This is a genomic window from Ktedonobacter sp. SOSP1-85 (genome assembly GCF_016587415.1).
Taxonomy (GTDB): domain Bacteria; phylum Chloroflexota; class Ktedonobacteria; order Ktedonobacterales; family Ktedonobacteraceae; genus Ktedonobacter.
On sequence record NZ_BNJI01000002.1, the window covers coordinates 411,075 to 429,888 of the forward strand.

Annotated in this window: 16 protein-coding genes; 5 read left to right on the top strand and 11 right to left on the bottom strand. The window is 54.1% G+C overall.

The features are described from left to right. Nucleotides 1-7: 7 nt before the first annotated feature. Nucleotides 8-397 (bottom strand): ATP-binding protein, encoded by a 390-nt coding sequence (locus KTE_RS47995; protein WP_236600740.1) that lies wholly within the window; start codon nt 395-397, stop codon nt 8-10. A gap of 162 nt (nt 398-559) precedes the next feature. Between KTE_RS47995 and KTE_RS30000 the strand changes: the two genes are divergently transcribed. Next, entirely contained in the window at nt 560-763 is a 204-nt protein-coding gene (locus tag KTE_RS30000; protein ID WP_201387952.1) for a hypothetical protein, read from the top strand. 842 nt (nt 764-1,605) lie between these two features. Here KTE_RS30000 and KTE_RS30005 read toward each other — a convergent pair. Next, complete coding sequence (locus KTE_RS30005) at nt 1,606-2,253, bottom strand: hypothetical protein (protein ID WP_201387953.1); 648 nt, start codon at nt 2,251-2,253, stop codon at nt 1,606-1,608. A 264-nt stretch (nt 2,254-2,517) separates the two neighbouring features. On the opposite strand from KTE_RS30005, the gene KTE_RS30010 reads away from it, so the two are divergent. Beyond that, nucleotides 2,518-3,027, top strand: a complete 510-nt coding sequence (locus KTE_RS30010) for a hypothetical protein (RefSeq protein WP_201387955.1) — start codon at nt 2,518-2,520, stop codon at nt 3,025-3,027. Between the two features lie 309 nt (nt 3,028-3,336). On the opposite strand, the gene KTE_RS30015 is transcribed toward KTE_RS30010, so the two are convergent. The 4 genes from KTE_RS30015 to KTE_RS30030 form a co-directional block, all read right to left on the bottom strand. After that, nucleotides 3,337-3,714 carry a hypothetical protein gene (locus KTE_RS30015; protein ID WP_201387957.1) on the bottom strand — a complete coding sequence of 126 codons (378 nt, stop codon included), beginning with the start codon at nt 3,712-3,714 and terminating at the stop codon, nt 3,337-3,339. A gap of 17 nt (nt 3,715-3,731) precedes the next feature. Then, a complete protein-coding gene (locus KTE_RS30020; protein ID WP_201387959.1) occupies nt 3,732-4,244 on the bottom strand; it encodes a hypothetical protein in 513 nt (170 codons plus the stop codon). Between the two features lie 23 nt (nt 4,245-4,267). Next, nucleotides 4,268-5,431: a hypothetical protein gene (locus tag KTE_RS30025; RefSeq protein ID WP_201387960.1), complete on the bottom strand. Its 1,164-nt coding sequence runs from the start codon at nt 5,429-5,431 to the stop codon at nt 4,268-4,270. 322 nt (nt 5,432-5,753) lie between these two features. Continuing rightward, the gene (locus tag KTE_RS30030) at nt 5,754-6,053 is read right to left on the bottom strand and encodes a hypothetical protein (RefSeq protein ID WP_201387962.1); all 300 of its coding nucleotides are present in this window, start codon (nt 6,051-6,053) and stop codon (nt 5,754-5,756) included. Between the two features lie 518 nt (nt 6,054-6,571). Here KTE_RS30030 and KTE_RS30035 point away from each other — a divergent pair. Together KTE_RS30035 and KTE_RS30040 are read left to right on the top strand one after the other, a co-directional pair. After that, nucleotides 6,572-7,357, top strand: a complete 786-nt coding sequence (locus KTE_RS30035) for an SDR family NAD(P)-dependent oxidoreductase (protein WP_201387964.1) — start codon at nt 6,572-6,574, stop codon at nt 7,355-7,357. A 66-nt stretch (nt 7,358-7,423) separates the two neighbouring features. After that, complete coding sequence (locus KTE_RS30040) at nt 7,424-8,569, top strand: epoxide hydrolase family protein (protein WP_374226849.1); 1,146 nt, start codon at nt 7,424-7,426, stop codon at nt 8,567-8,569. A 287-nt stretch (nt 8,570-8,856) separates the two neighbouring features. Here KTE_RS30040 and KTE_RS30045 read toward each other — a convergent pair whose 3' ends face one another. From KTE_RS30045 to KTE_RS30055, 3 genes are all read right to left on the bottom strand, one after another. Then, the gene (locus KTE_RS30045; RefSeq protein ID WP_201387968.1) at nt 8,857-9,186 is read right to left on the bottom strand and encodes a lytic transglycosylase domain-containing protein; all 330 of its coding nucleotides are present in this window, start codon (nt 9,184-9,186) and stop codon (nt 8,857-8,859) included. Continuing rightward, nucleotides 9,183-9,476, bottom strand: a complete 294-nt coding sequence (locus KTE_RS30050) for a hypothetical protein (protein ID WP_201373183.1) — start codon at nt 9,474-9,476, stop codon at nt 9,183-9,185. The genes KTE_RS30045 and KTE_RS30050 overlap by 4 nt, the downstream gene beginning before the upstream one ends. A 620-nt stretch (nt 9,477-10,096) precedes the next feature. Next, nucleotides 10,097-10,711, bottom strand: a complete 615-nt coding sequence (locus KTE_RS30055) for a dihydrofolate reductase family protein (RefSeq protein ID WP_201387970.1) — start codon at nt 10,709-10,711, stop codon at nt 10,097-10,099. A 1,370-nt stretch (nt 10,712-12,081) separates the two neighbouring features. On the opposite strand from KTE_RS30055, the gene KTE_RS30060 reads away from it, so the two are divergent. After that, complete coding sequence (locus tag KTE_RS30060; protein WP_201387972.1) at nt 12,082-15,435, top strand: PAS domain S-box protein; 3,354 nt, start codon at nt 12,082-12,084, stop codon at nt 15,433-15,435. Nucleotides 15,436-15,759: 324 nt separating this feature from the next. Here KTE_RS30060 and KTE_RS30065 read toward each other — a convergent pair whose 3' ends face one another. Together KTE_RS30065 and KTE_RS30070 are read right to left on the bottom strand one after the other, a co-directional pair. Next, nucleotides 15,760-16,263: a lytic transglycosylase domain-containing protein gene (locus tag KTE_RS30065; RefSeq protein WP_201387974.1), complete on the bottom strand. Its 504-nt coding sequence runs from the start codon at nt 16,261-16,263 to the stop codon at nt 15,760-15,762. Between the two features lie 139 nt (nt 16,264-16,402). Further along, nucleotides 16,403-18,715 carry a DNA polymerase gene (locus tag KTE_RS30070; RefSeq protein WP_201387976.1) on the bottom strand — a complete coding sequence of 771 codons (2,313 nt, stop codon included), beginning with the start codon at nt 18,713-18,715 and terminating at the stop codon, nt 16,403-16,405. Nucleotides 18,716-18,814: the final 99 nt, after the last annotated feature.

The following is an 18,814-nucleotide window of genomic DNA, read 5'->3' on the forward strand; positions in this document are numbered from 1 at the left end:
GCCATGCTTACCGCCACTCCACCAGGTCAAGCACGCTTTCTACTTGGCGTAGGTACTTCGCCTGACGAGAGCCACAGGCCCGACACCAGGGGATTGAAAGCGTCGCACATGAGATAAGGTAGCGATGGTGGCATTCCAAACATTCATAGCCGCTGTAGCTTGCCTGTGTGCAGTAGAGCGGAACGCCTAACCGTCGGCAAACCGTTTCACAATACCCCACCGTTCCAGGCCAATCTTCCAGCACAATTTGATGGTGAGCGATTACCAGGTCGTGGGGTACTATTTCTAGTACCTGGAGCAACATGGCGATGCTGTCCTTCCCGCCACTCACGGAGACCACGACCCGTGTTAGTTGGCGCTGGCCAGCAAGATATTCATCCAGAAGAGAGGGACTCATTGTTTCTCCTCAAAAGAAAAGCCCCTATAGCTGGTGCTATAAGGGCTGGTTTGACTATCCATTCCTAACATTGATGCACTTTACTTTACCTTTGCTTTTGCGTTAATCTAAGCATGAAGTGCGAACAGTGTATTCAACGCATGGAAGGGGATTTCAAAAGACATGAAGTCAACAAGGACGATGCTTCTAGGTATCGTGATTGCCTTGCTAGGTGTGGGTCTTGCACAACCAGCGAACAATGAGCTGGCTGTGCAAACTTTCGGTACACCGTCACAAGCTGTAATTTTCTATTACCCACTCTTCTCCCTTCTTCTTATTTTCCTGGGGACAGTTGTTGGGATTATTGGCTACTTTCAGAAGAATTGAGAATGATCTAGAAATGCAACCAGCCCTTAACACCAAATGCTATAAGGGCTGGTTCTATCTCTTCGTACAAATGTAACAAAAACAGTAAGTGCTACGTCTTTAATAGAGGAAACAATGGAAGATAGATGCACAGCTATGCTCTCCCATCATTTGTACAGGATTGAGAAATGAGGTGTCTCTTAATGAGATGGAAATTGTGCTTCCTCCTATCTATTCTTTTTCTTTCACTGGCTGGTTGTGGATCAGTAGCCAGCACGTCAACACTATCTGAACCAACGGTACTCCACGTAGAGCGGGATAGTTTGATCCCCCTCAATCACTTTGCGCCTCTCTCTCGTACGATTACCAGAGGAGATGCTGTTCAAAAGCTGTATAACGCGGCCTCGGCTCTGCCAACGTTCACGGATACAAGAAATAGAAGTTGTCCAGCTGATCATGGATTGATTTATCACCTCCGTTTTTTGCATGCAAGCACGCTCATTCAGCAATTGGATTTACAACCTGGAGTATGCGGGGGTGTCTCCATAAGTAAAGATGACGTACGTCCCGATACCTATACTTTTGATACGCTGTTTGCACAAACGATAGGGATACCTCTTTCTCAAGTCTATGCAACTCCTTTCCCTTTAAAAACAAAGCCGGTTCCATAAACAAAGGCTGCGAGATGCAGGTCCTTCACTTTTACAGAACAAAAGGCTCCCTCTTGGTCTATAGGTTATAGGTAGACTTTTATGCCTGATTAGAAGTTCTGATATATTTTCATTGAAAAGGCCCTTATCGCAGATGCTATAAGGGCTGGTTATACCACCTTGTAGCCCTACTGATAGGGGTTCAGGTGTTCTTCAGGCGCCTCTCTGAAGGAGAGCGCTAAACCCTCGCCAGTCTTTCAAGAATGTGACCCTGTCCATGACTTGCATATTGAGGCGCGAGGAGTCGATGAGGCGGACGGTTTGCGCGTCTCCCCCGGCCAGGACGACGATATGGCCTCCACCAAAGGCCGGTGGGGGAAAGCTGACGATGCTTGGTTCCCCTCGCTGTGCCAGCGCGATCAGCTCATCGAGGGTACGCATATGGCTGATGGCTGTGCCTAGCCCAAAGCGTGCGGCCGTGCGCGTGATGCCCTCGTCGTCGAGCAGGCCCAGCTCCACGGAGATGGCATTGACGGCCAATTGCGCGTGCAGGATGTCTGTGAGACGGTAGGCCTGCCCTGTGTAGTAGTTGATGATCACCGTCAGTGCGGCAGAGGAGCAGGTCGAGAGGTGCCAGTCGTCGTATTCTTGCTGGTTGGCGTACTGGCTCATATCCCACTGGTTAACGCGTACGAGGTGGTGTGATTCCTCTGCCGAGTGTGTGTCCGCTGGGGTCGCTGTGACTGAGGACGATTGCGCATGCGTCTGGGCTGTAGGTGTCGCGCGGACATAGCTCCAGAAGACAAAGAGGACACAGACAAGCAGAAGAAGCAGCAGCACGTTTTTTGTAAGGTCTCGCATAATGGGTTCCCTTCAAAAAGAAACCCCCACACATGCGTGGAAAGCAAATGTGGGGTAAGTGGTAAAAAGCACGAAGAGTGAGCAGATTTTAAGGTGGAGCGTGAGCAATCGGTGCGAAGAGTGAGCAGTTCAACTATTGACAATGAGAGAAACTGCTTGAGAGGCGGATCGTTCTGGATCGTTTCTGTCAATTCGCACGCGAATTTCCCCGCTTTTGCCCGTTAGATGAATGAGAGATTGAAAGTCTCCAGAAAGGATTCTGCTATGAAAATAAAGATCGGACCTCTCTCCTTAGATATACTTCTGTTTTTCCGTCTTTGGTTGGCTGCACACGTGTTTTTTGGATTGTGTATAGGCATTTTCGTGGCTTTTGACTCCGTTTTGCTCCTGATAGATCAAATCGCTCCTCCTTCGTGGCTGAACCTTCTCATCGGAACAGCGTGGCTGTTGCTTCTCATCTTCTACATCCTTCTTGGAGCAGCCTTTATCTACTTTGTCGCCCGCTTTCTTCGTCGTTCCTCTGGGTTAGAAGAGGAGCGTGTCCAGAGACATATGGCTCTCTTGAGCGGTCTCCCTTTTTACGCCCTCTGCTTGCTTTTCTTGATGGCGTGCATTTATGGTGCTCTTTTTCCTGATAGAGTGGGTGGTCCAGCTGCGTTCGCAAGTGTGGCTGGCTTTATTGGTTTCACTCTTGTCTCGTGCGGCTACTTGCTTCTGTTACGTTTCTTCTTAGGCCGCTCAACTGCCATTGCTCATCAGGAAAAGGAGAAGTAAGAGGTATGCAGCAGTTTCTTGCTAGGCCGAAGCTCCGGCCTGATTTCCCATCATTGGACCACCTTCATCCGAACCATCGGCCTCTTTACCAAGTGGGGCGCCTTCGCTGGGTTGCTCACAGCATTCCATGCCAGTGCCCCACATGGGGAGCGGTTTTTCAAGTGGTCAATGGTTGACCTGCTCACTCTTCGCACCGATTGCTCACGCTCCACCTTAAAACCTGCTCGCTCTTCGTGCTTTTTACCAGTAAGCAAAGGCTTTGATGATGGGCATGGCAATCACTGCTGACGTGCCATGTTGCGCTTGTTATTAGAAGTCGTATCGTTCCTGATAGCGGTCTTTTCGTGTCCCTGCCATGACTTGATGCTGAAGGGCTTTGGTCCATTGCCAGAGCCCGTAGAGCACGATTGCCCCAAGCAGGTCAAAAAGCGCAAACGCTGATGCGCTCCAGCGCAATTCTGGCGTTCCTCCTATCATCGAGGGAAGGAAAAAGGCAGCGGCATGGCCGCCAAGCATCACCCAGACAATCCAGAGCGAGGACTGCATCTTCGCGACAGAGCGCCGATAGCTCTCACTCCAGAGCTGGTGATAGGGGCGTGGCTGGTTTTTGAGCCACCATGCCAGGCTCGCCACGGCAAGAACATAGAACAAGGTGATGACTGTAAGAAACCCGAGAATCCATTCCATGTGTTTCTCCTTCGTGGCTATTCAATCCTGAGGCGTTTCCCACGCTTCAAGTTTGCATAGGCCCGGACTTTGGCCTTCAAGCGGTAGCGTGTCGAGCGTGGAATATGCCTTTCATCTTCGAGCAATGTGAGGGCTTCCTGTTTCTGGGTAAGAATAGCTGCGACAAAAAGCGCATGCCCTGAGCGAGACCCTCGAAACGTTTTGCTCTCTAGCGCTGAAAGGGGGTGGGCTGTCTCACCAGGGTTGTAGACTTTCCCCTCTTCCACAGACCACACCGGAATAGGAAGACAGCTATCATGCCTGGCACATACCACCATTTCAATGAGTCCCATGCCATACAAGTTCAGTCGGTGCTCGTACCAGAGCGAGCTGCGCACCAGCACCACACATTCAAATTCCCGGTCAACCGTCCCTCGTTTGAAGTGAACGCGAATGCGATGACCGGGACCATCATTCATCTGGCGTACGCCCGTCGTGTACGCCCTGGATTCTAAGACAGAGAGGATCTGGTGACGCGTACGTAAGAGCATACCCATGTCCCCCCTTCATCAAACTAACGGAGCGTGCCATTCTCCTGATCATCGAGGCCCTGGTTGCGCATACGCCTGACCGCTTCACGCTGGCGTTTCGCTTCCTCGCGTGCGTCTGCATACAATTCCGTTAAGAATCGCTCTCCCTCTCGCCGAAGGTTCCGATCCTCTTCCATCTGTTCCAGCTTCATGCGGGCTTCTTTCTGCTTGGCTCTCGCTTCGCCAAGCGTCGTCATGACCCGTTGCAGCTTTGCAGCGCGCTCAACCTGCTCATTGGCGACGGTATCGACATCCGTCATCAGTTCCGTCCCGGCGAAAGACACTACAAACATGGTGATGAACAAGGAGAGAATACGAATGCCGACCAGCGCCCAGACCACCTGATGTGTAAAAAACGTGGAATCTTTAGTGGCGCCGTAGAGGAAGACCACCTGAGCGCTAATATCCATGACCGCAACCATCCACCAGAGCTTTTCCTGAAGGCGGACGGCTTTCAACTCATGGTCCTCGACCTCCAGGCCAGCCCGCCGTCGTTTAAAAATGGCTTCTTTGTTGAGTTCGAGCAGGACCGTGAGGTAGAGATAACCGAAATCAACCAGGACAGCAAAGATGCCTGTCAGAACTTCCAGCGTCTGGTCGGTCTTGGAATAGATGTGGCTAAAGACCCAGATACTCTCTGGAATCGTCAGGCACAGGACGGCAAAGGGGGCAAAGGTTTTGAAGACGAAGATAATCCACTTCTTCATCCGCGCATTGAGTGAAACCCCTGTATGGGCTTTAAGCACAATGCGTACGGCCTCGGCCTCCAAACTATCAATAGAGGTGCCAGGAAGTTCCGTCACGTTGGCATTGATGGTGATCGTCTCATCTTCCGATGCTTGCTGCCCCTGGGGTGCTGGCGTCTGTGTGTCCTGAGGTGCAAGAGCTTTAGATGTGTTCTTTGAGCGTTCCTGCTCAATCAAGCGTTGAGCCTGGGGGCGCAAACGTAACTTGACATCGTTTGGGTTGATATCATCGCCGGAGCCATTAGAAAGCGCCTGTGTGAGATCAGCATCATCGACCTGGGGATCGAAGTACACGATCTCGATCACGCGCTGGAGCGCAATGTCTTGCTTCGCTTTCTTCTTGGCCCGTTCAAGGACGGTGCTCTCATCGTATTTCTGTTTGAAAAAGTCGAGACGTGGCATAGATGAAAAACTCCCTCTCATTTTTAACACAAAAAAGGAGAGGCAAAAATGGTAAAGGTACCGGTTTGGCTGGAAAATGTACCGGAGATGTACCGTTAAGCTCGCCTCCATTCTCACCGGAGTCCCATGGGTGTCTCATGCCATCTCATGGATGTCTCACCAAATGATGCGCAAAAGGACGGGCCAAATTCTGGTCTCGCAATACTTCCGGTGACATACCCCGAAAAAAAGAGGAGAACATCACCGAGCTTTCATACCTTCCGCACACGTTCGGAATGGCGGTTCCAAAGAGGATGAGGCCCGGTGATTCCTCATGGTTCACTTAGGCTCGACGCTGCTGTGGCTGCGCGGGCTGCTGCTGTGACTGGCTCGTCGAGGAATTACTCCCACCTTTACGAGCCTGGAGGCGAGTTTGACGGGCGCTCTGGAACTTCGTAGTATGCTGCGTTCGTGTGGTACGAAGCGCGTTGCGCGCAGCTTCCTGGGCCAGCGCCCTGGAGCAGGCGCGTCCGATCTTGCCGTACACCACGGCGGCCTCGGCAGATGTGGCCGTGTTTTCAATCTCCCTGATCATTTCCTCTGAGAGGGTCTCCAGGCGGTTCACTTCGGTTTCTGAGAGCATGTGTATCTACCTCCCTACGCTCAATACAAACACTATTCATATGGGAGTGCAGGAGCAGCACCTCTGAGCGCAAAAGGCGCGGCTAACCCACGAGACAGGATGCCTATTGCAGCACCAAGAACAAAACCTACACCTATATATGTACAAAAGCGTCAACTACTTTTGGAGAAAGTGCGTATTTGGCAATTGCGTTGCCCTCATCCCTCGTCATTTCTGCTTCCGCCATTGGAATGGTGTGATGGACAGCGCGTGAAAGAGCAAGATAGGAGAAGTTTTCTTTCGATATGAGTGGGTAAGCTAGAGGCGTTGGAAGTTAGAAAAAGAAAAAGGAAGAGACACACGAGCGTCTGCACGACTCGATGGTGACAAAAGCGTTCATCGGATGAGCATGAACAAGCATGACGGGGTTCCTCGCATAACTTGTCGATGGACACATGGTCACAAGACAGAACGTGGATTTTTCGATAATGGCTTTCCCCAACAACCCAGAACAAAACGAGACAAATAGGAGGATGAAAATGTTACTGAAGAACAAAAACGCCGTGATTTACGGAGCAGGAGGGGCCATTGGTGGTGAGGTTGCCCGCGCTTTCGCCCGTGAGGGGGCGAAGGTCTTCCTTGCTGGTCGCACTCTCTCTTCGCTCGACACAGTGGCCCAGGATATCTCCAACACAGGGGGAGTGGCTGAGGCAGCTCAAGTCGATGCGCTCGACGAGCAGGCAATAGAGAGTTACCTCAGCGAAGTGGTAACAAAAGCCGGGAGCATCGACGTTTCTCTCAACGTTATCGGACTCGGCGATATCCAGGGGGTGCCGCTCGTTGAAATGCAGCATGAGCACTTCGCGTTACCGATCGTAAACGCGATGGCGACACATTTCCTCACGGCGACCGCTGCAGCACGTCATATGCGCAAGAACGGGTCGGGTGTTATCCTTGCCCTCACCGCCCAGGCCGCTCGTAAGCCATATCCCAATGTCGGCGGCTTCGGAGTTGCTGGAGCCGCAATTGAGGGATTTTGCCGGCAGCTAGCGGCTGAGGTAGGCCCGCAGGGCATCCGTGTCGTCTGCTTGCGATCAGCCGGCTCTCCAGACACACCCGGCGTAGATGAAGTCTTCAGCCGTCACGCCGAGAATGCTGGCATTTCCCGTGAGGCATTCGAGGCTGGTATCGCGGAGAAAACGCTGCTGAAGCGACTGCCCAGACTCGCCGAAGTAGCGAATGTGGCCGTCCTGATGGCCTCGGATCAAGCCAGTGCGATCACTGGAGCGGTTGCCAATGTGACCTGCGGCGAAATCGTGGACTAGCCAGCAATAGTGAGCTGGGACCGTTTTTTGGGTTGATTGGAATTAAACAGTAGAAATGAGGAAATGATGTCGATGACCCCATATACCATCGCTATCCTGCAGGCAGACTTAGACGATCTGCAGGAGCGGTTGACGCGTGTTCGCTGGACCAATGAGCTGGCTGGAGTAGGCGGAGACTACGGAGTGGACCTTCCCTCCGTCAAGAGGCTGGTCGAGTACTGGCAGAGCGGCTATGATTGGCGCATCTGGGAAGCGAAACTCAATGCCTATCCGCAGTTCACCACCACCATCGATGGACAGAACATCCATTTCCTGCATGTTCTCTCTGGGGAAGACAACGCGTTGCCACTGATACTCACCCATGGCTGGCCCACCTCGGTGGTGGACTACCTCGATCTGATAGGTCCGCTCACCGATCCCCGCTCTCACGGTGGCGAGGCGGGCCAAGCCTTCCACCTGGTCATCCCATCGCTTCCCGGCTTTGGGTTCTCTGGACCCACTACCGAGAAGGGCTGGGATCGCTACCGCGTCGCCCGCGCCTGGGCTGAGCTGATGCGCCGCCTGGGTTATGACCGCTACGGCGCACACGGCATGGATTGGGGCTCGACGATCTCCCCGGAGGTGGGTCGCTGCGATCCTGAGCATGTCGTTGGCGTGCACGTCACCGAGATTTTCTCATTTCCCTCTGGCGATCCGGCTGAGATGGCAGCCTTGTCTTCGAAGGAACAAGACCAGTGGCAAGCCTTTCAAGAGTGGGTGAAAAAGAAAGGAGCGTACGCGACGGTGCAGTCCACTGTTCCCCAGACCCTTGCCCACGCCCTGGCCGACTCACCAGTGGGCCAGCTGGTCTGGAACTACCAGATGTACGGAGACGAGCTGAGTGACAACTACATCCTCACGAACGTCATGATCTACTGGTTGACGAATACGGCGGCATCTTCGGCTCGCTTGTACTACGAGGACGCTCATGCCGAGCAGGTCCCCACTGAACCGACCACTGTCCCGCTCGGATTGTGCAATTTTGCCGATGTTTATCAGTCAATCCGACGCTTTGCCCAACGCGATCACCAGAACATCGTCTCCTGGAATGTCTATGACCGGGGCAACCATTTTTCCACTCAGACCGCTCCCGACCTGCTCATCAACGACCTTCGGACCTTCTTTCATAAGCTCTGTCCAAAGAAAGAAGCTAACCTCGGCGACGAGGGGTGAGCGAGGTGTTTCCTTCGCAGCCTGGAGAGTGAACAAGCATGTCCTCCCTCCCTCACACTATCCGTATCCAAGGCGCGTGGAGCAAGAAAAATGAAGTCCGACAGGAGAGAGGTACTGGAAATGTACATACCAACATAAAACTGGTCATTTCCCAACAAACCTTCTGGTGAAGGCGTTTGTTGTGCAAAGAAAGATGATGAGATCCACCAGGATAACTGAGTCAATTTCACCAGTTTCATGTTGGTATGTACAGATTGATACGAGTATTGTGAAACCTGTGCGCTGGCTTAGCACACGTGTCTGCTCATGATGAGCCAGATGTAACGTTGCGTCGATTGGGGGACCTGGCACCCCCATTGCCCACCCCCGACCCTGAGCGCATGTGCCAGGCACCCACCACCACAGTTATAGCCAGCCAGGGCTTTGGCATAGTCTTTCTCATTGGCCTGATAATATCTCGCCATCAGTTGAGCCGCTGCATGCAGGGCCTGATGAGGGTCTACTGGGTCAATTCCCAACCCCTTAGCTATTTCAGGCATAAACTGCGTGATGCCAATCTCGCCCGATCCTCCGTGAGCATTCAGGTTGAATCCTGACTCTTGATTGATCTGGTTCACGAATAGATCAGGGGGGACACCTGCGGCTGTGGCTGGCTCGCTGCGGAACCATTTCCACCTTTACGGGCCTGAAGGCGGGTCTGACGGGCGCTCTGGAACTTGGTGGTATTGCTGGTACGAGCGGTACGCAAGGCGTTACGTCCCGCTTCCTGAGCCAGCGCCCTGGAGCAAGCGCGGCCGACCTTGCCGTACACTACGGCGGCCTCGGCGGATGTAGCGGTGTTTTCGATCTCCTTGATCATTTCCTCGGGGAGTTCCTCCAAGTGTTTCACTTCGGTTTCTGTAAGCATGTGGCTTTTCCTCCCCGCGCTCAGTGCAAACACTATCTTTAAGAGTGGACCGCGTCCCTGAGCGCAAAAGGCGCGGCTATTCCCACGAGACAAGATGCTTATTGCAGCACCAAGAACAAAACCTACACCTATATATGTATGCGGGCACACACTACTTTTGGGGAGATGCATAACCCTCTCCCGTGTTATACTGATAAATGTCCCGGAAAGTGGCGGCTCACCCATTGACGAGCTGAAAAACCGCTCCAGATGCGAATGGTGTGTGCAGAGGGGTACATTCATCGAGAACGACCTCAGAGCAAGAGGTGGTAAATAGCACGAATGTTCGGCGATTTTTGAGGTGAATGGTAGGAAATCGGCGCGAAACAGGGGAATCGACCTTGCAGGCCTCCATAAAATGGCTCCAGAAGCGAGTGACAGTACGCCATTTCTGGTAATTCAGGCAATCAGCAAAAAGAGTATCTGAGGCTTGACCGGCATCTACCTATCGAAAAAGCGACGTGGAAAATCGGCACAGGCGCGCCTCCTCGAATTGCTGTTCACCAATCCGCTGATTTTCCACCGTTTGCACGTGATGCGTGGTCGAAGCAAGTGTGGGTTTGGGAATACTCCTCGCGACCTCAGGGATGTCTGCTTCCTGACACCGTGTTGGTTGTAATCGCGCCTGCACGCTCGTAATTCACGATAATGACACCACTTGGGGAAACTGTGCTCTCCGTCACCTTGAACGCCGCCGGGATGGTGCCATCGGCAAACAACCGTTTTCCACCGCCCAACGTCAGCGGAAATATCTTGAGCCAGAACGCATCGACCAAATCATGCTTGAGGAGCGTCTGAACGAGATTTCCACTTCCGTACACGTGCAAATCCGGCCCTTGCTGTTGCTTGATGTTGCTGACTTTTTCCGCAATGTCTCCGCCTAAAAACACGGAGGGCTGCCATTCGTGAGAAGTCAGGGTATTCGAGGCGACGTACTTGGTCGCTGCATTGACGCCCGGCCATATGTCCGCATGTTGCGGCCAGTACGGTGCCCAAATTTCAAAGGTTTTGCGCCCCAACAACAGATCAAACGGCATGTTCATCTGCCTGTTCATGACTGTTCCAGTAACATCGTCGGCATATGGAGCTGTCCACCCGCCATACGCGAAGCCACCACTGGTATCTTCCTCTGGCCCGCCGGGGGCTTGTATGACACCATCAAGGGAGACGAATTCGAGTACAATAACTTTTCTCATGACCGAGTTCCTCCAACATCTGGCGACCTTTGGTGCTGATCACGTGTGTTCATCGGTGTTTCCTTTCTTTTCTCTCCCTCTTGCATTCGGCATGACTGATGGAGAGTGTCGATTTTCTTGCAATGTGCATGTGTATCTATTCTGCGAGCCGAGAAAAAAACGGCTATTCGGATGTTGCTTCAATCCTCGGCCCGGCTCTCATCTGGGAAAGATCAGCCGACGCGCCTGCGCCTTCCTTGACCAAAGCCTATCAGGGGTGGAGTGAAGGTTACTGTCATCAGGGGCAGGACATCAGGCAAAGGACGCAAAAGCGAAGAGAGAAATGGGTCATTTGACTCATGGATCAGAGAGAAGCATTGGATATACTTTCTCTTAGTCACTGCTTAAACGCACATAGGAGGTAGGTGATGAACAAGCACGTTCCTGTCGTCCCTCGTCTGTATTGGAGAGCGCAAGTCAGTTGCGGTTTCTCTGTCTTCCTAGCCATCGTGTGCCTGACAAGGATAAGTATTCTCAGTTCGCTTTTCCCGTATTCATCTGGCGATGGGTGGTTTTTTGGGATCTATGCCCTCTCTCTTCTCCTGACATTGGATACTTTGGTCGTTGTGTTTCGGCCACAATGGAAAGGTCGAGGGCTCGCAGCCTTCAGTATGCTCCTCACAATGGGCACGTTCCTGCTCCACGGAATCTGGTTTTGTTGGCAAGTCGCAACCCATCTGCACTTTCTCGGGTAAGGCATGGGAGCAAACCTGCTTGCCACTGTACAAAGGGGACAACGAGGCATAACTTGCACATGAGGAGGAAACTTGCCTGTTATGCCCGATGTCCTGCCCCTGGTAACAGTAACCTTCATTCTACCCCTAGCATGAGTGCTGACGGAAGTCGTTCTCCTACGAATTTACAACATGCGCATGCAACAGCCCGCTTCTCAAGCCATTTTACGGAGTTCTGCGAGGTCGATTCCCCTGTTTCGCGCCGATTTCCTACCATTCACCTCAAAAATCGCCGAACATTCGCGCTATTTACCAAGAGGACAAGGCGCCTTTCCTAAGGTTCTCTGCCGGGTGGTGCGACTGCGACGCATGACGTCTTTGGATGGTCAGCGTGCCGCTCGGTGGGAAAAATGGTAGGGGCCTCATAGAGATGTTGAGCATATTTTTTCACAAGTACCCCTGAGGTTTATACATCTCATTGATGTGCAGAAGCCGATAGTCCTATGAAGAGGACAAGCGACTTCACCGGTTTCCCATTGTACAGTTTGCTTGTGGCTCGAAGATATTACATCATTTGAAGAGAGTTCTTGAGGTGAGAGCAAGTACGCATCTTCGCTACCAGGGATGGGGACATGTGAAAGGGACAGTGACCGCACTATGCCGAATCCAAAGCCGACCGAGCGTCTTACTCCCGCGTTGAGCGAGACGCTCCTCACGCTTCTTGAGACGCTTCCTGGTGCCTTGTTTGTCGTCGATGACGCCGCGACGATTGTCTATGCCAATGCGAGCGCGCAGACGCTCACCGGTGCCACACGAGAGGAATTATTAGGCAAGCCCTTGTGGCGCGGCGCTTCCCACCTGGTGAGCACCGCGCTCTACCAGGCCATCCAGAAGGCCACACAGACCCGAGCACCAGGCGAAGTGGAGTATCGTTCTCCCGTGACGGGGACCTGGCTGCATGTGCAGCTCGCTCCCACGGTTGACGGGCTGATGATGCAGGTCCACCAGGGGAGAGCCGCAAGCACAGCAGCCCAACGCCAGGAGACGGTTCCCCAGGGCGAGCGCCTCGGCCTCGATGACCTGGATGGCGTGTTGAGCAGGATCGGCGTTCTGACCCCCGAAGGGATCGTCCTGGAGATCAATGAGGACCTCTTAGTGCATGCACAGATCCGACGCGAGGAGGTCATTGGCCAGCCTCTCGCCGAAACTCGGTGGTGGTCCTTTTATCCGACCAGTCAAGCACAGCTGCGCGCCGCCATCGCGCGAGCCAGCAGGGGGGAAACCGTGCGGTTCGAGGCGGTGGTTCACCCCAGAGAAGGGATGGACCGTCACCTGGACGTCGCAATCACCCCCCACAGGGATGCGGAGCACCACATCGAATACCTCGTCTATGTTGGGATCGACATCACCGAGCGCAAGCGCGCCGAAGTGGAAATCCATGCCCTCATCGATGCCATCCCCCAGCAGGTCTGGACCGGGCGACCGGATGGGTATGTCGATTTTTATAATCAACGCTGGCGCGACTATACTGGTCTGAGCACTGAAGAGGCCCAGGGGGATGGATGGATGCAGTGTACGCATCCCGATGACCGGCAACGCGTGCTCTCCGTGTGGCAGAACGCCGTCCAGACCGGCACGCCATATGAAACGGAACATCGCCTGTGCTCTGGCACGACCGGAGCCTATCGCTGGTTCCTGATGCAAGCTGTGCCGTTCAAAGATGCGCAGGGCACGATCCTCAAATATATTGGCACCTGCACCGACATCGAGGACCAGAAACAGGCCGAGCAGCAGCTCAAAGAAAACGAGGAAAACTGGCGGGTGCTGGCCGAAACGGTGCCACAGCTCGTCTGGACGGCACAACCTGATGGATCTTTGGAGTACTGGAATCAACGGTGGTATGACTATACCGGCTCCTCCCCCGAGCACGCATTGGGCCAGAGATGGAGTCAGTTCTTGCACCCTGACGATTATCAGCACACCCAGACGGTCTGGCGTCATGCGCTCGAAACGGGTGAGCCCTATGAGATCGAATATCGTTTCAAGGACGGCCAAACGGGGAGCTATCGCTGGTTCTTAGCCCGCGCCATGCCCGTGCGTGATAATGCCGGCCTGATTACTAAATGGTTTGGCACCTGCACTGACATTGAGGACCAGAAACGAGCGGAGCAGCAGCTCAAAGAAAGCCGGGAGAACTTGCATGTGCTGGCCGAAACGGTGCCACAGTTGGCATGGACCACGCGACCAGATGGCCGTCTTGACTACTGTAATCAGCGCTATTATGAGTATACGCAGGCCGATTTTGAGCAACTCCACGGCTACGGATGGCGTCAATTCTTGCATCCTGAGGATGCTGAACGTATGCTGGCTCTTCGGCAGCACACACTCCAAACAGGTGAACCCTTTGAGAGCGAACATCGTCTCAGAAATGGTCAAACGGGAGCCTATCGCTGGTTCTTAGCCCGCGCCATGCCCGTGCGCGATGAAGCGGGTCAGATCGTCAAGTGGTTTGGCACCAGCACCGACATTGAGGAGCAGAAACGGACGGAGCAGCAGCTCAAAGAAAGCCGGGAAGAGCTTCGCGTTTTGCTGGAGACGATGCCTCAGCTTGTGTGGGCTACTCGACCGGATGGCTTTCTGGAATATGGCAATCAGCACATCCTTACCTATCTGAACGTTCCCCTTGAACGGGTCAATGGAGACCAGTGGTTGCATTTCGTCCATCCTGATGATCGACAAAAGACGTGGACTGTCTGGCAGACGGAGCTCCGCACCGGCCAATCTCATGATGTCGAATATCGCCTGCGCGAGGGCAAGACGGGGAACTACCGCTGGTTTCTGGTACGAAGCATCCCTTTCAGAGATGAGCAAGGACACATCCTGAAATGGTTTGGAACTTGCACCGACATCGAGGACCAGAAGCGGACGGAGGAAGCCTTGCGCCAAAGTCAGGAACGAGCGAGCGTCCTGATGAACTCCAACATTATCGGGATCTATGTCGGCAAAGGCGACCAGATTGTGGATGCCAACGACACCTTTCTGTACATGACCGGCTATACACGAGAAGACCTGCGTGCCGGGCGCATGAACTGGTCGCACATGACTCCTCCAGACTATCTGGCTCGGAGCTTAGAGGCCCGGCAGGAACTTGACGCCCAGCAGTCGATAACGCCCTATGAGAAAGAGTATGTGTGTAAAGATGGCAGTCGCCTTCCCGTGCTCGTCGGCGCGGTCCTCTTAGAGCATCACTCGTCCCAAGCTATCACCTTTGTGCTGGATAACTCAGCGCGCAAGGAACTGGAACAACGCAAGGATGACTTTATCAGCATGGCCAGCCATGAACTGAGGAACCCACTTACCGCCTTGAAACTGCAGACCACCTTGCTGCACCGGCAACTGGCCAAGCAAGGCCTCCAGACTCCGGCACTTTCGAGCATGGAGACTCAGATCAACAAACTCACCCGGCTGGTGGAAGAATTGCTGGATGTCTCCAAGATCCAGGCAGGCAGATTGGAGTATCGGCTGGAGATGGTGGATCTCGACGCCTTGCTGCGGGAGGTGGCAGATACCATGCAGCAGATCTCCACTACTCATACCATTGTCGTGCGTGGCGAGACTCTTTGCTCTCTGGAAGGGGATAAAGACCGACTCGGACAGGTTTTCATCAACCTGATCAGCAATGCCATCAAGTATTCTCCCGGCGCAGAGACGGTCGAGATGGACCTGAGCGTCTCCCCTGAGACCACTACCATTCGGGTCCGCGATCATGGCCTGGGTATCCCGCGAGAACAGCGCGGCAAAATTTTTGACCGGTTCTATCGGGTCACTGGTCCCAGGCAGCGAGCGATTCCCGGCCTGGGCATGGGGCTCTACATTGTGGCCGAGATTATCAAGCACCATGGAGGTACCATCACCGTGGACAGTGAAGTTGGGAAAGGCTCCACCTTTACGGTCACCCTTCCTAAGAAGCGTGATTCCCTGGCGGGCACCAACACGGATGAAACAGAGTGAGATGCTTGACGAGTAGACACCAAGGGTAGACTAGCCAATGGAAAGACTCTCATCAGAGAACGTTTCCCTCCATAAGGTTGCAAACTTGAACCAAGAAGAGGGATGCCTGACTGTAGAAAGCGCGCTACGCACGTTATGAGCACATGCGCTAAAAGCGTGAGGTTGCTCGCCACCTCACGCTTTTAGGGAAATTTACCCTTTTACACTATTTTCGCTCAGTTTTACTAAATTTTGGTATTTTTCCTGTTGAGGTGAGTGTACGCCTATATTCCGTCTATTCACTGTTTTGATGATTGAGACGAGTCCACGGAACCGTGAGCCTCCTTAGCATACACGCCTGCTCATGATGAGCCAGATGTAGCGTTGCGTCGATTGCGGGATCTGGCATCCCCATTGCTCTCCACCAACACTGAGCGCGTGGGCCAAGCATCCACCGCCGCAGTTATAGCCAGCCAGGGCTTTGGCGTAGTCCTTCCCGTTGGCCTGATAATATCTCGCCATCAGTTGAGCCGCTGCATGCAGGGCCTGGCGTGGGTCTGCTGGGTCAATCCCCAGCCCCTTGGCTGTCTCCGGCATAAACTGGGCAATACCAATCTCGCCCGATCCTCCACGGGCGTTTGGGTTAAAGCCGGATTCCTGGTTAATCTGGTTCACAAACAGGTCAGGGGGGATACCTGCGGCCGCTGCTTCCTGGCGGGCCATATTCTGGTACGATGTCGCGCTGGAAGAGGTGAGGGCTGCCGAAACGGGTTTGACATTCGTTCTGAGGTTCGCAATCACGAGGCCAGCGACGAGGCAAAGGAAGACAATACCAAAGAAACGCTTCATGCGTTTACCCTCCCGCCGGGCCTGCACGTCATGCTATACTACACATGTACATGCCCCGGCATGCTACAACCTGTAGCGGGACGTGTTTGGACGGCTCGGCCCGCTATAGTACAAAACTAACAGTAGCCCTCCTATAGGGCTACTCTTTACGCCAGTAGGTATCAATGAGTACCTCTGGCGCGGGGATATGAACCACCTTGAGAAAATCCCGGCAGGCCTGCACCATCACCTCCTTCATGGCCTGCTCAGCTTCCGCCATACATGACTCTGGACACTCCACTACGATCTCGTCATGTACCGCTAAAATCAGGTGCGCGCCAGGTGGAAGCGATGCATGCAGGAGTGCCAGGGCGCGCTTGAGAATGTCCGCATTCGTCCCCTGAATGGGGTGGTTTTTCGCGGAACGTTCTGCGCTGGCGCGTACCTCTCTGCTCCAGTCCACCGAAGTCGGTATCGATCCGAATGTGCGCCGTCGCCCAGCTAGCGTCACTGCATAGCCTTGCTCTAGTGCCTGCTTCGCGGTAAGTGGGAGCCAGCGCGCAATTCCCCGGTAGGTTTCAAAGTAGGTGCGGATCAAGGATTTTGCCGTCGGGAGGTCGACGCCTGCGCGGTTCGCAAGACCGTTCGCTCCCATCCCGTACGCGAGGCCAAAGTTAATGGTCTTGGCGATTTTGCGCACCGGTACGCCTTTGTAGAGATGCTTTTTTGTGTCGGTCTCAGGCGAGAGATGAAACATCAGCTTCGCGGTCTCAGCGTGCAGGTCCTTGCCTTCGGCGAAGAGGCGGAGCATGGTCTGATCACGCGAGACTTCCGCGAGAATACGCAGCTCGATGTTACTGAGATCCGCCTTGAGGATGCGGTACCCAGGTGATGCCACAAAGCAGCGACGCACCGGTTCTTCCTGGCCTTCTTCCTCTTCTTCGGCCGGGATTTGCTGGAGGTTGGGCTTGCTACAGATGATGCGCCCGGAGACGGCCCCAATCTGAGCGTAATCGGTACGCAATCGACCGTCGGTATCGATCATGGCAAGCAGGTTTTCCCCAAAGGAACTGGCAAACTTGTGCAACTCCTTCCATTGCAGGAGTGACGCAACTGCCGTATGCTCCTTGGTATAGGGTTCGAGCGTTTCCTCATCGGTCGCAGTGACGGGAACGCCAAGGGCTCGGAGCGCAGCTAGCAGTTGCGGCGGCGAGGCCAGATTGATGGTTCCCCTTTCTTTGGGCTGTGGCGGCTTTTTATGGGTGGCCTGCCACTGGGCAAGGCCCTTGCGTCGGAAGGGTTCCCAGCTGCTCTGTGCAGGGTTGGCGCGGTAGGCTTCGACCAGGCGTTTCTCCTCCTGGGTCAGTGCGGCCTGGTAGTCATCACACGCACGCTGTAACGCAATGCCTAGCGTCTCTCTCAGCTCAGGCTCCAGTGCCTGCTGACGCGCCTGTTTGCGTGCGAGGATGGAACGCCAGCGCTCGACATCAATGCAAACACCGCGCATCTCCATCGCTGCCAGCGCTGGAACGGCCTCGTTTTCGAGGTGGACGACCCTCGCTAGTTTCAGCTCCTTGATACGGGGTCGTTGGTGCTGCGCAATGGCATAGGGGATTTCAATGTCCTGCACCATGTAGACCAGTTGCTCAGCAGGGAAGGGGGCCACCCATTCCGTTGGGCGAGTGTGGAGTCCTGGGAACCATGCGCGTGCCTCTTTGGAGACTGGCAGGCGGTAGCGAGCCGCTGACTCGCGCATTCCTGCTCGGTTGAGGCCAACGCCATGGATAAGTTGCTCGGCCAGCATGGTGTCATAGACGCGAGGAAGATGCACCTGAAAATGGGCAGCCAGAAACTTCCAATCAAATTTGAGGTTATGCCCAATCCAGGTGATGCCGTCCAGGTGAAAGAGGTAGTGAAGGACTTCGCGCCAGAGGGCCTGCTCTTCGAGAGGAAGGTTGTAGTAGGGTCTCATATCAATGACGGCAACTTTGCCAGGCCTGCCCAGGGTGATCGCAACCACACGGTCGAGGTGTTCGTGCATACCCGTCGTCTCCAGGTCGACGACGAGGCTCTGATAGGTCTGCGTCCATTCGATAATACCTGCGACATCTTGCAGGAAGAACGGGGCCGAAGTCACACGTACGAGCGCTGGGGAGACCGCGCGCTGGGTACGCAAAGCCTGGTTGCGACAGTCTTCACAGAAGGGGTCTCCCTGGTCGCTGTAGCAGGTTGCGGATCGCTGGCACTGACATATGCTGCCATTTGGCGTGGCAGGGAGATCAGTGATCGGGGGAGCCGAAAGATGTGCGATCAGTTCGGCCTTCCTCTGCGCCAGCTGCTCGCACAGTTCCGGTGTGATCATCCCTTTTCTGGGCGCCTCAATTTTGAGGCGATCTCCTGCCAATGTCACGGCAATGCCCTGGTCTTGAAGCCCTTGAAGCAATATAGCAGGAGATGGTGTCTGTGTTTTCATGGGTGTATCTCTCCGAGATCCGACTTGCGGGAAGTTCACATGAACTTCCCGCAATTTTTGTGAGGCGGTTTCTTTACAATGAGGGGTTGGCGTGGCTTG

Coding starts and splice junctions, on each gene's coding strand:
- KTE_RS30015 (WP_201387957.1), bottom strand. CDS start 3,714: ATGGAATGGATTCTCGGGTTTCTTACAGTCATCACCTTGTTCTATGTT.
- KTE_RS30020 (WP_201387959.1), bottom strand. CDS start 4,244: ATGCTCTTACGTACGCGTCACCAGATCCTCTCTGTCTTAGAATCCAGG.
- KTE_RS30065 (WP_201387974.1), bottom strand. CDS start 16,263: ATGAAGCGTTTCTTTGGTATTGTCTTCCTTTGCCTCGTCGCTGGCCTC.
- KTE_RS30010 (WP_201387955.1), top strand. CDS start 2,518: ATGAAAATAAAGATCGGACCTCTCTCCTTAGATATACTTCTGTTTTTC.
- KTE_RS30035 (WP_201387964.1), top strand. CDS start 6,572: ATGTTACTGAAGAACAAAAACGCCGTGATTTACGGAGCAGGAGGGGCC.
- KTE_RS30060 (WP_201387972.1), top strand. CDS start 12,082: ATGCCGAATCCAAAGCCGACCGAGCGTCTTACTCCCGCGTTGAGCGAG.
- KTE_RS30030 (WP_201387962.1), bottom strand. CDS start 6,053: ATGCTCTCAGAAACCGAAGTGAACCGCCTGGAGACCCTCTCAGAGGAA.
- KTE_RS30040 (WP_374226849.1), top strand. CDS start 7,424: ATGTCGATGACCCCATATACCATCGCTATCCTGCAGGCAGACTTAGAC.
- KTE_RS47995 (WP_236600740.1), bottom strand. CDS start 397: ATGAGTCCCTCTCTTCTGGATGAATATCTTGCTGGCCAGCGCCAACTA.
- KTE_RS30000 (WP_201387952.1), top strand. CDS start 560: ATGAAGTCAACAAGGACGATGCTTCTAGGTATCGTGATTGCCTTGCTA.
- KTE_RS30025 (WP_201387960.1), bottom strand. CDS start 5,431: ATGCCACGTCTCGACTTTTTCAAACAGAAATACGATGAGAGCACCGTC.
- KTE_RS30050 (WP_201373183.1), bottom strand. CDS start 9,476: ATGCTTACAGAAACCGAAGTGAAACACTTGGAGGAACTCCCCGAGGAA.
- KTE_RS30005 (WP_201387953.1), bottom strand. CDS start 2,253: ATGCGAGACCTTACAAAAAACGTGCTGCTGCTTCTTCTGCTTGTCTGT.
- KTE_RS30055 (WP_201387970.1), bottom strand. CDS start 10,711: ATGAGAAAAGTTATTGTACTCGAATTCGTCTCCCTTGATGGTGTCATA.
- KTE_RS30070 (WP_201387976.1), bottom strand. CDS start 18,715: ATGAAAACACAGACACCATCTCCTGCTATATTGCTTCAAGGGCTTCAA.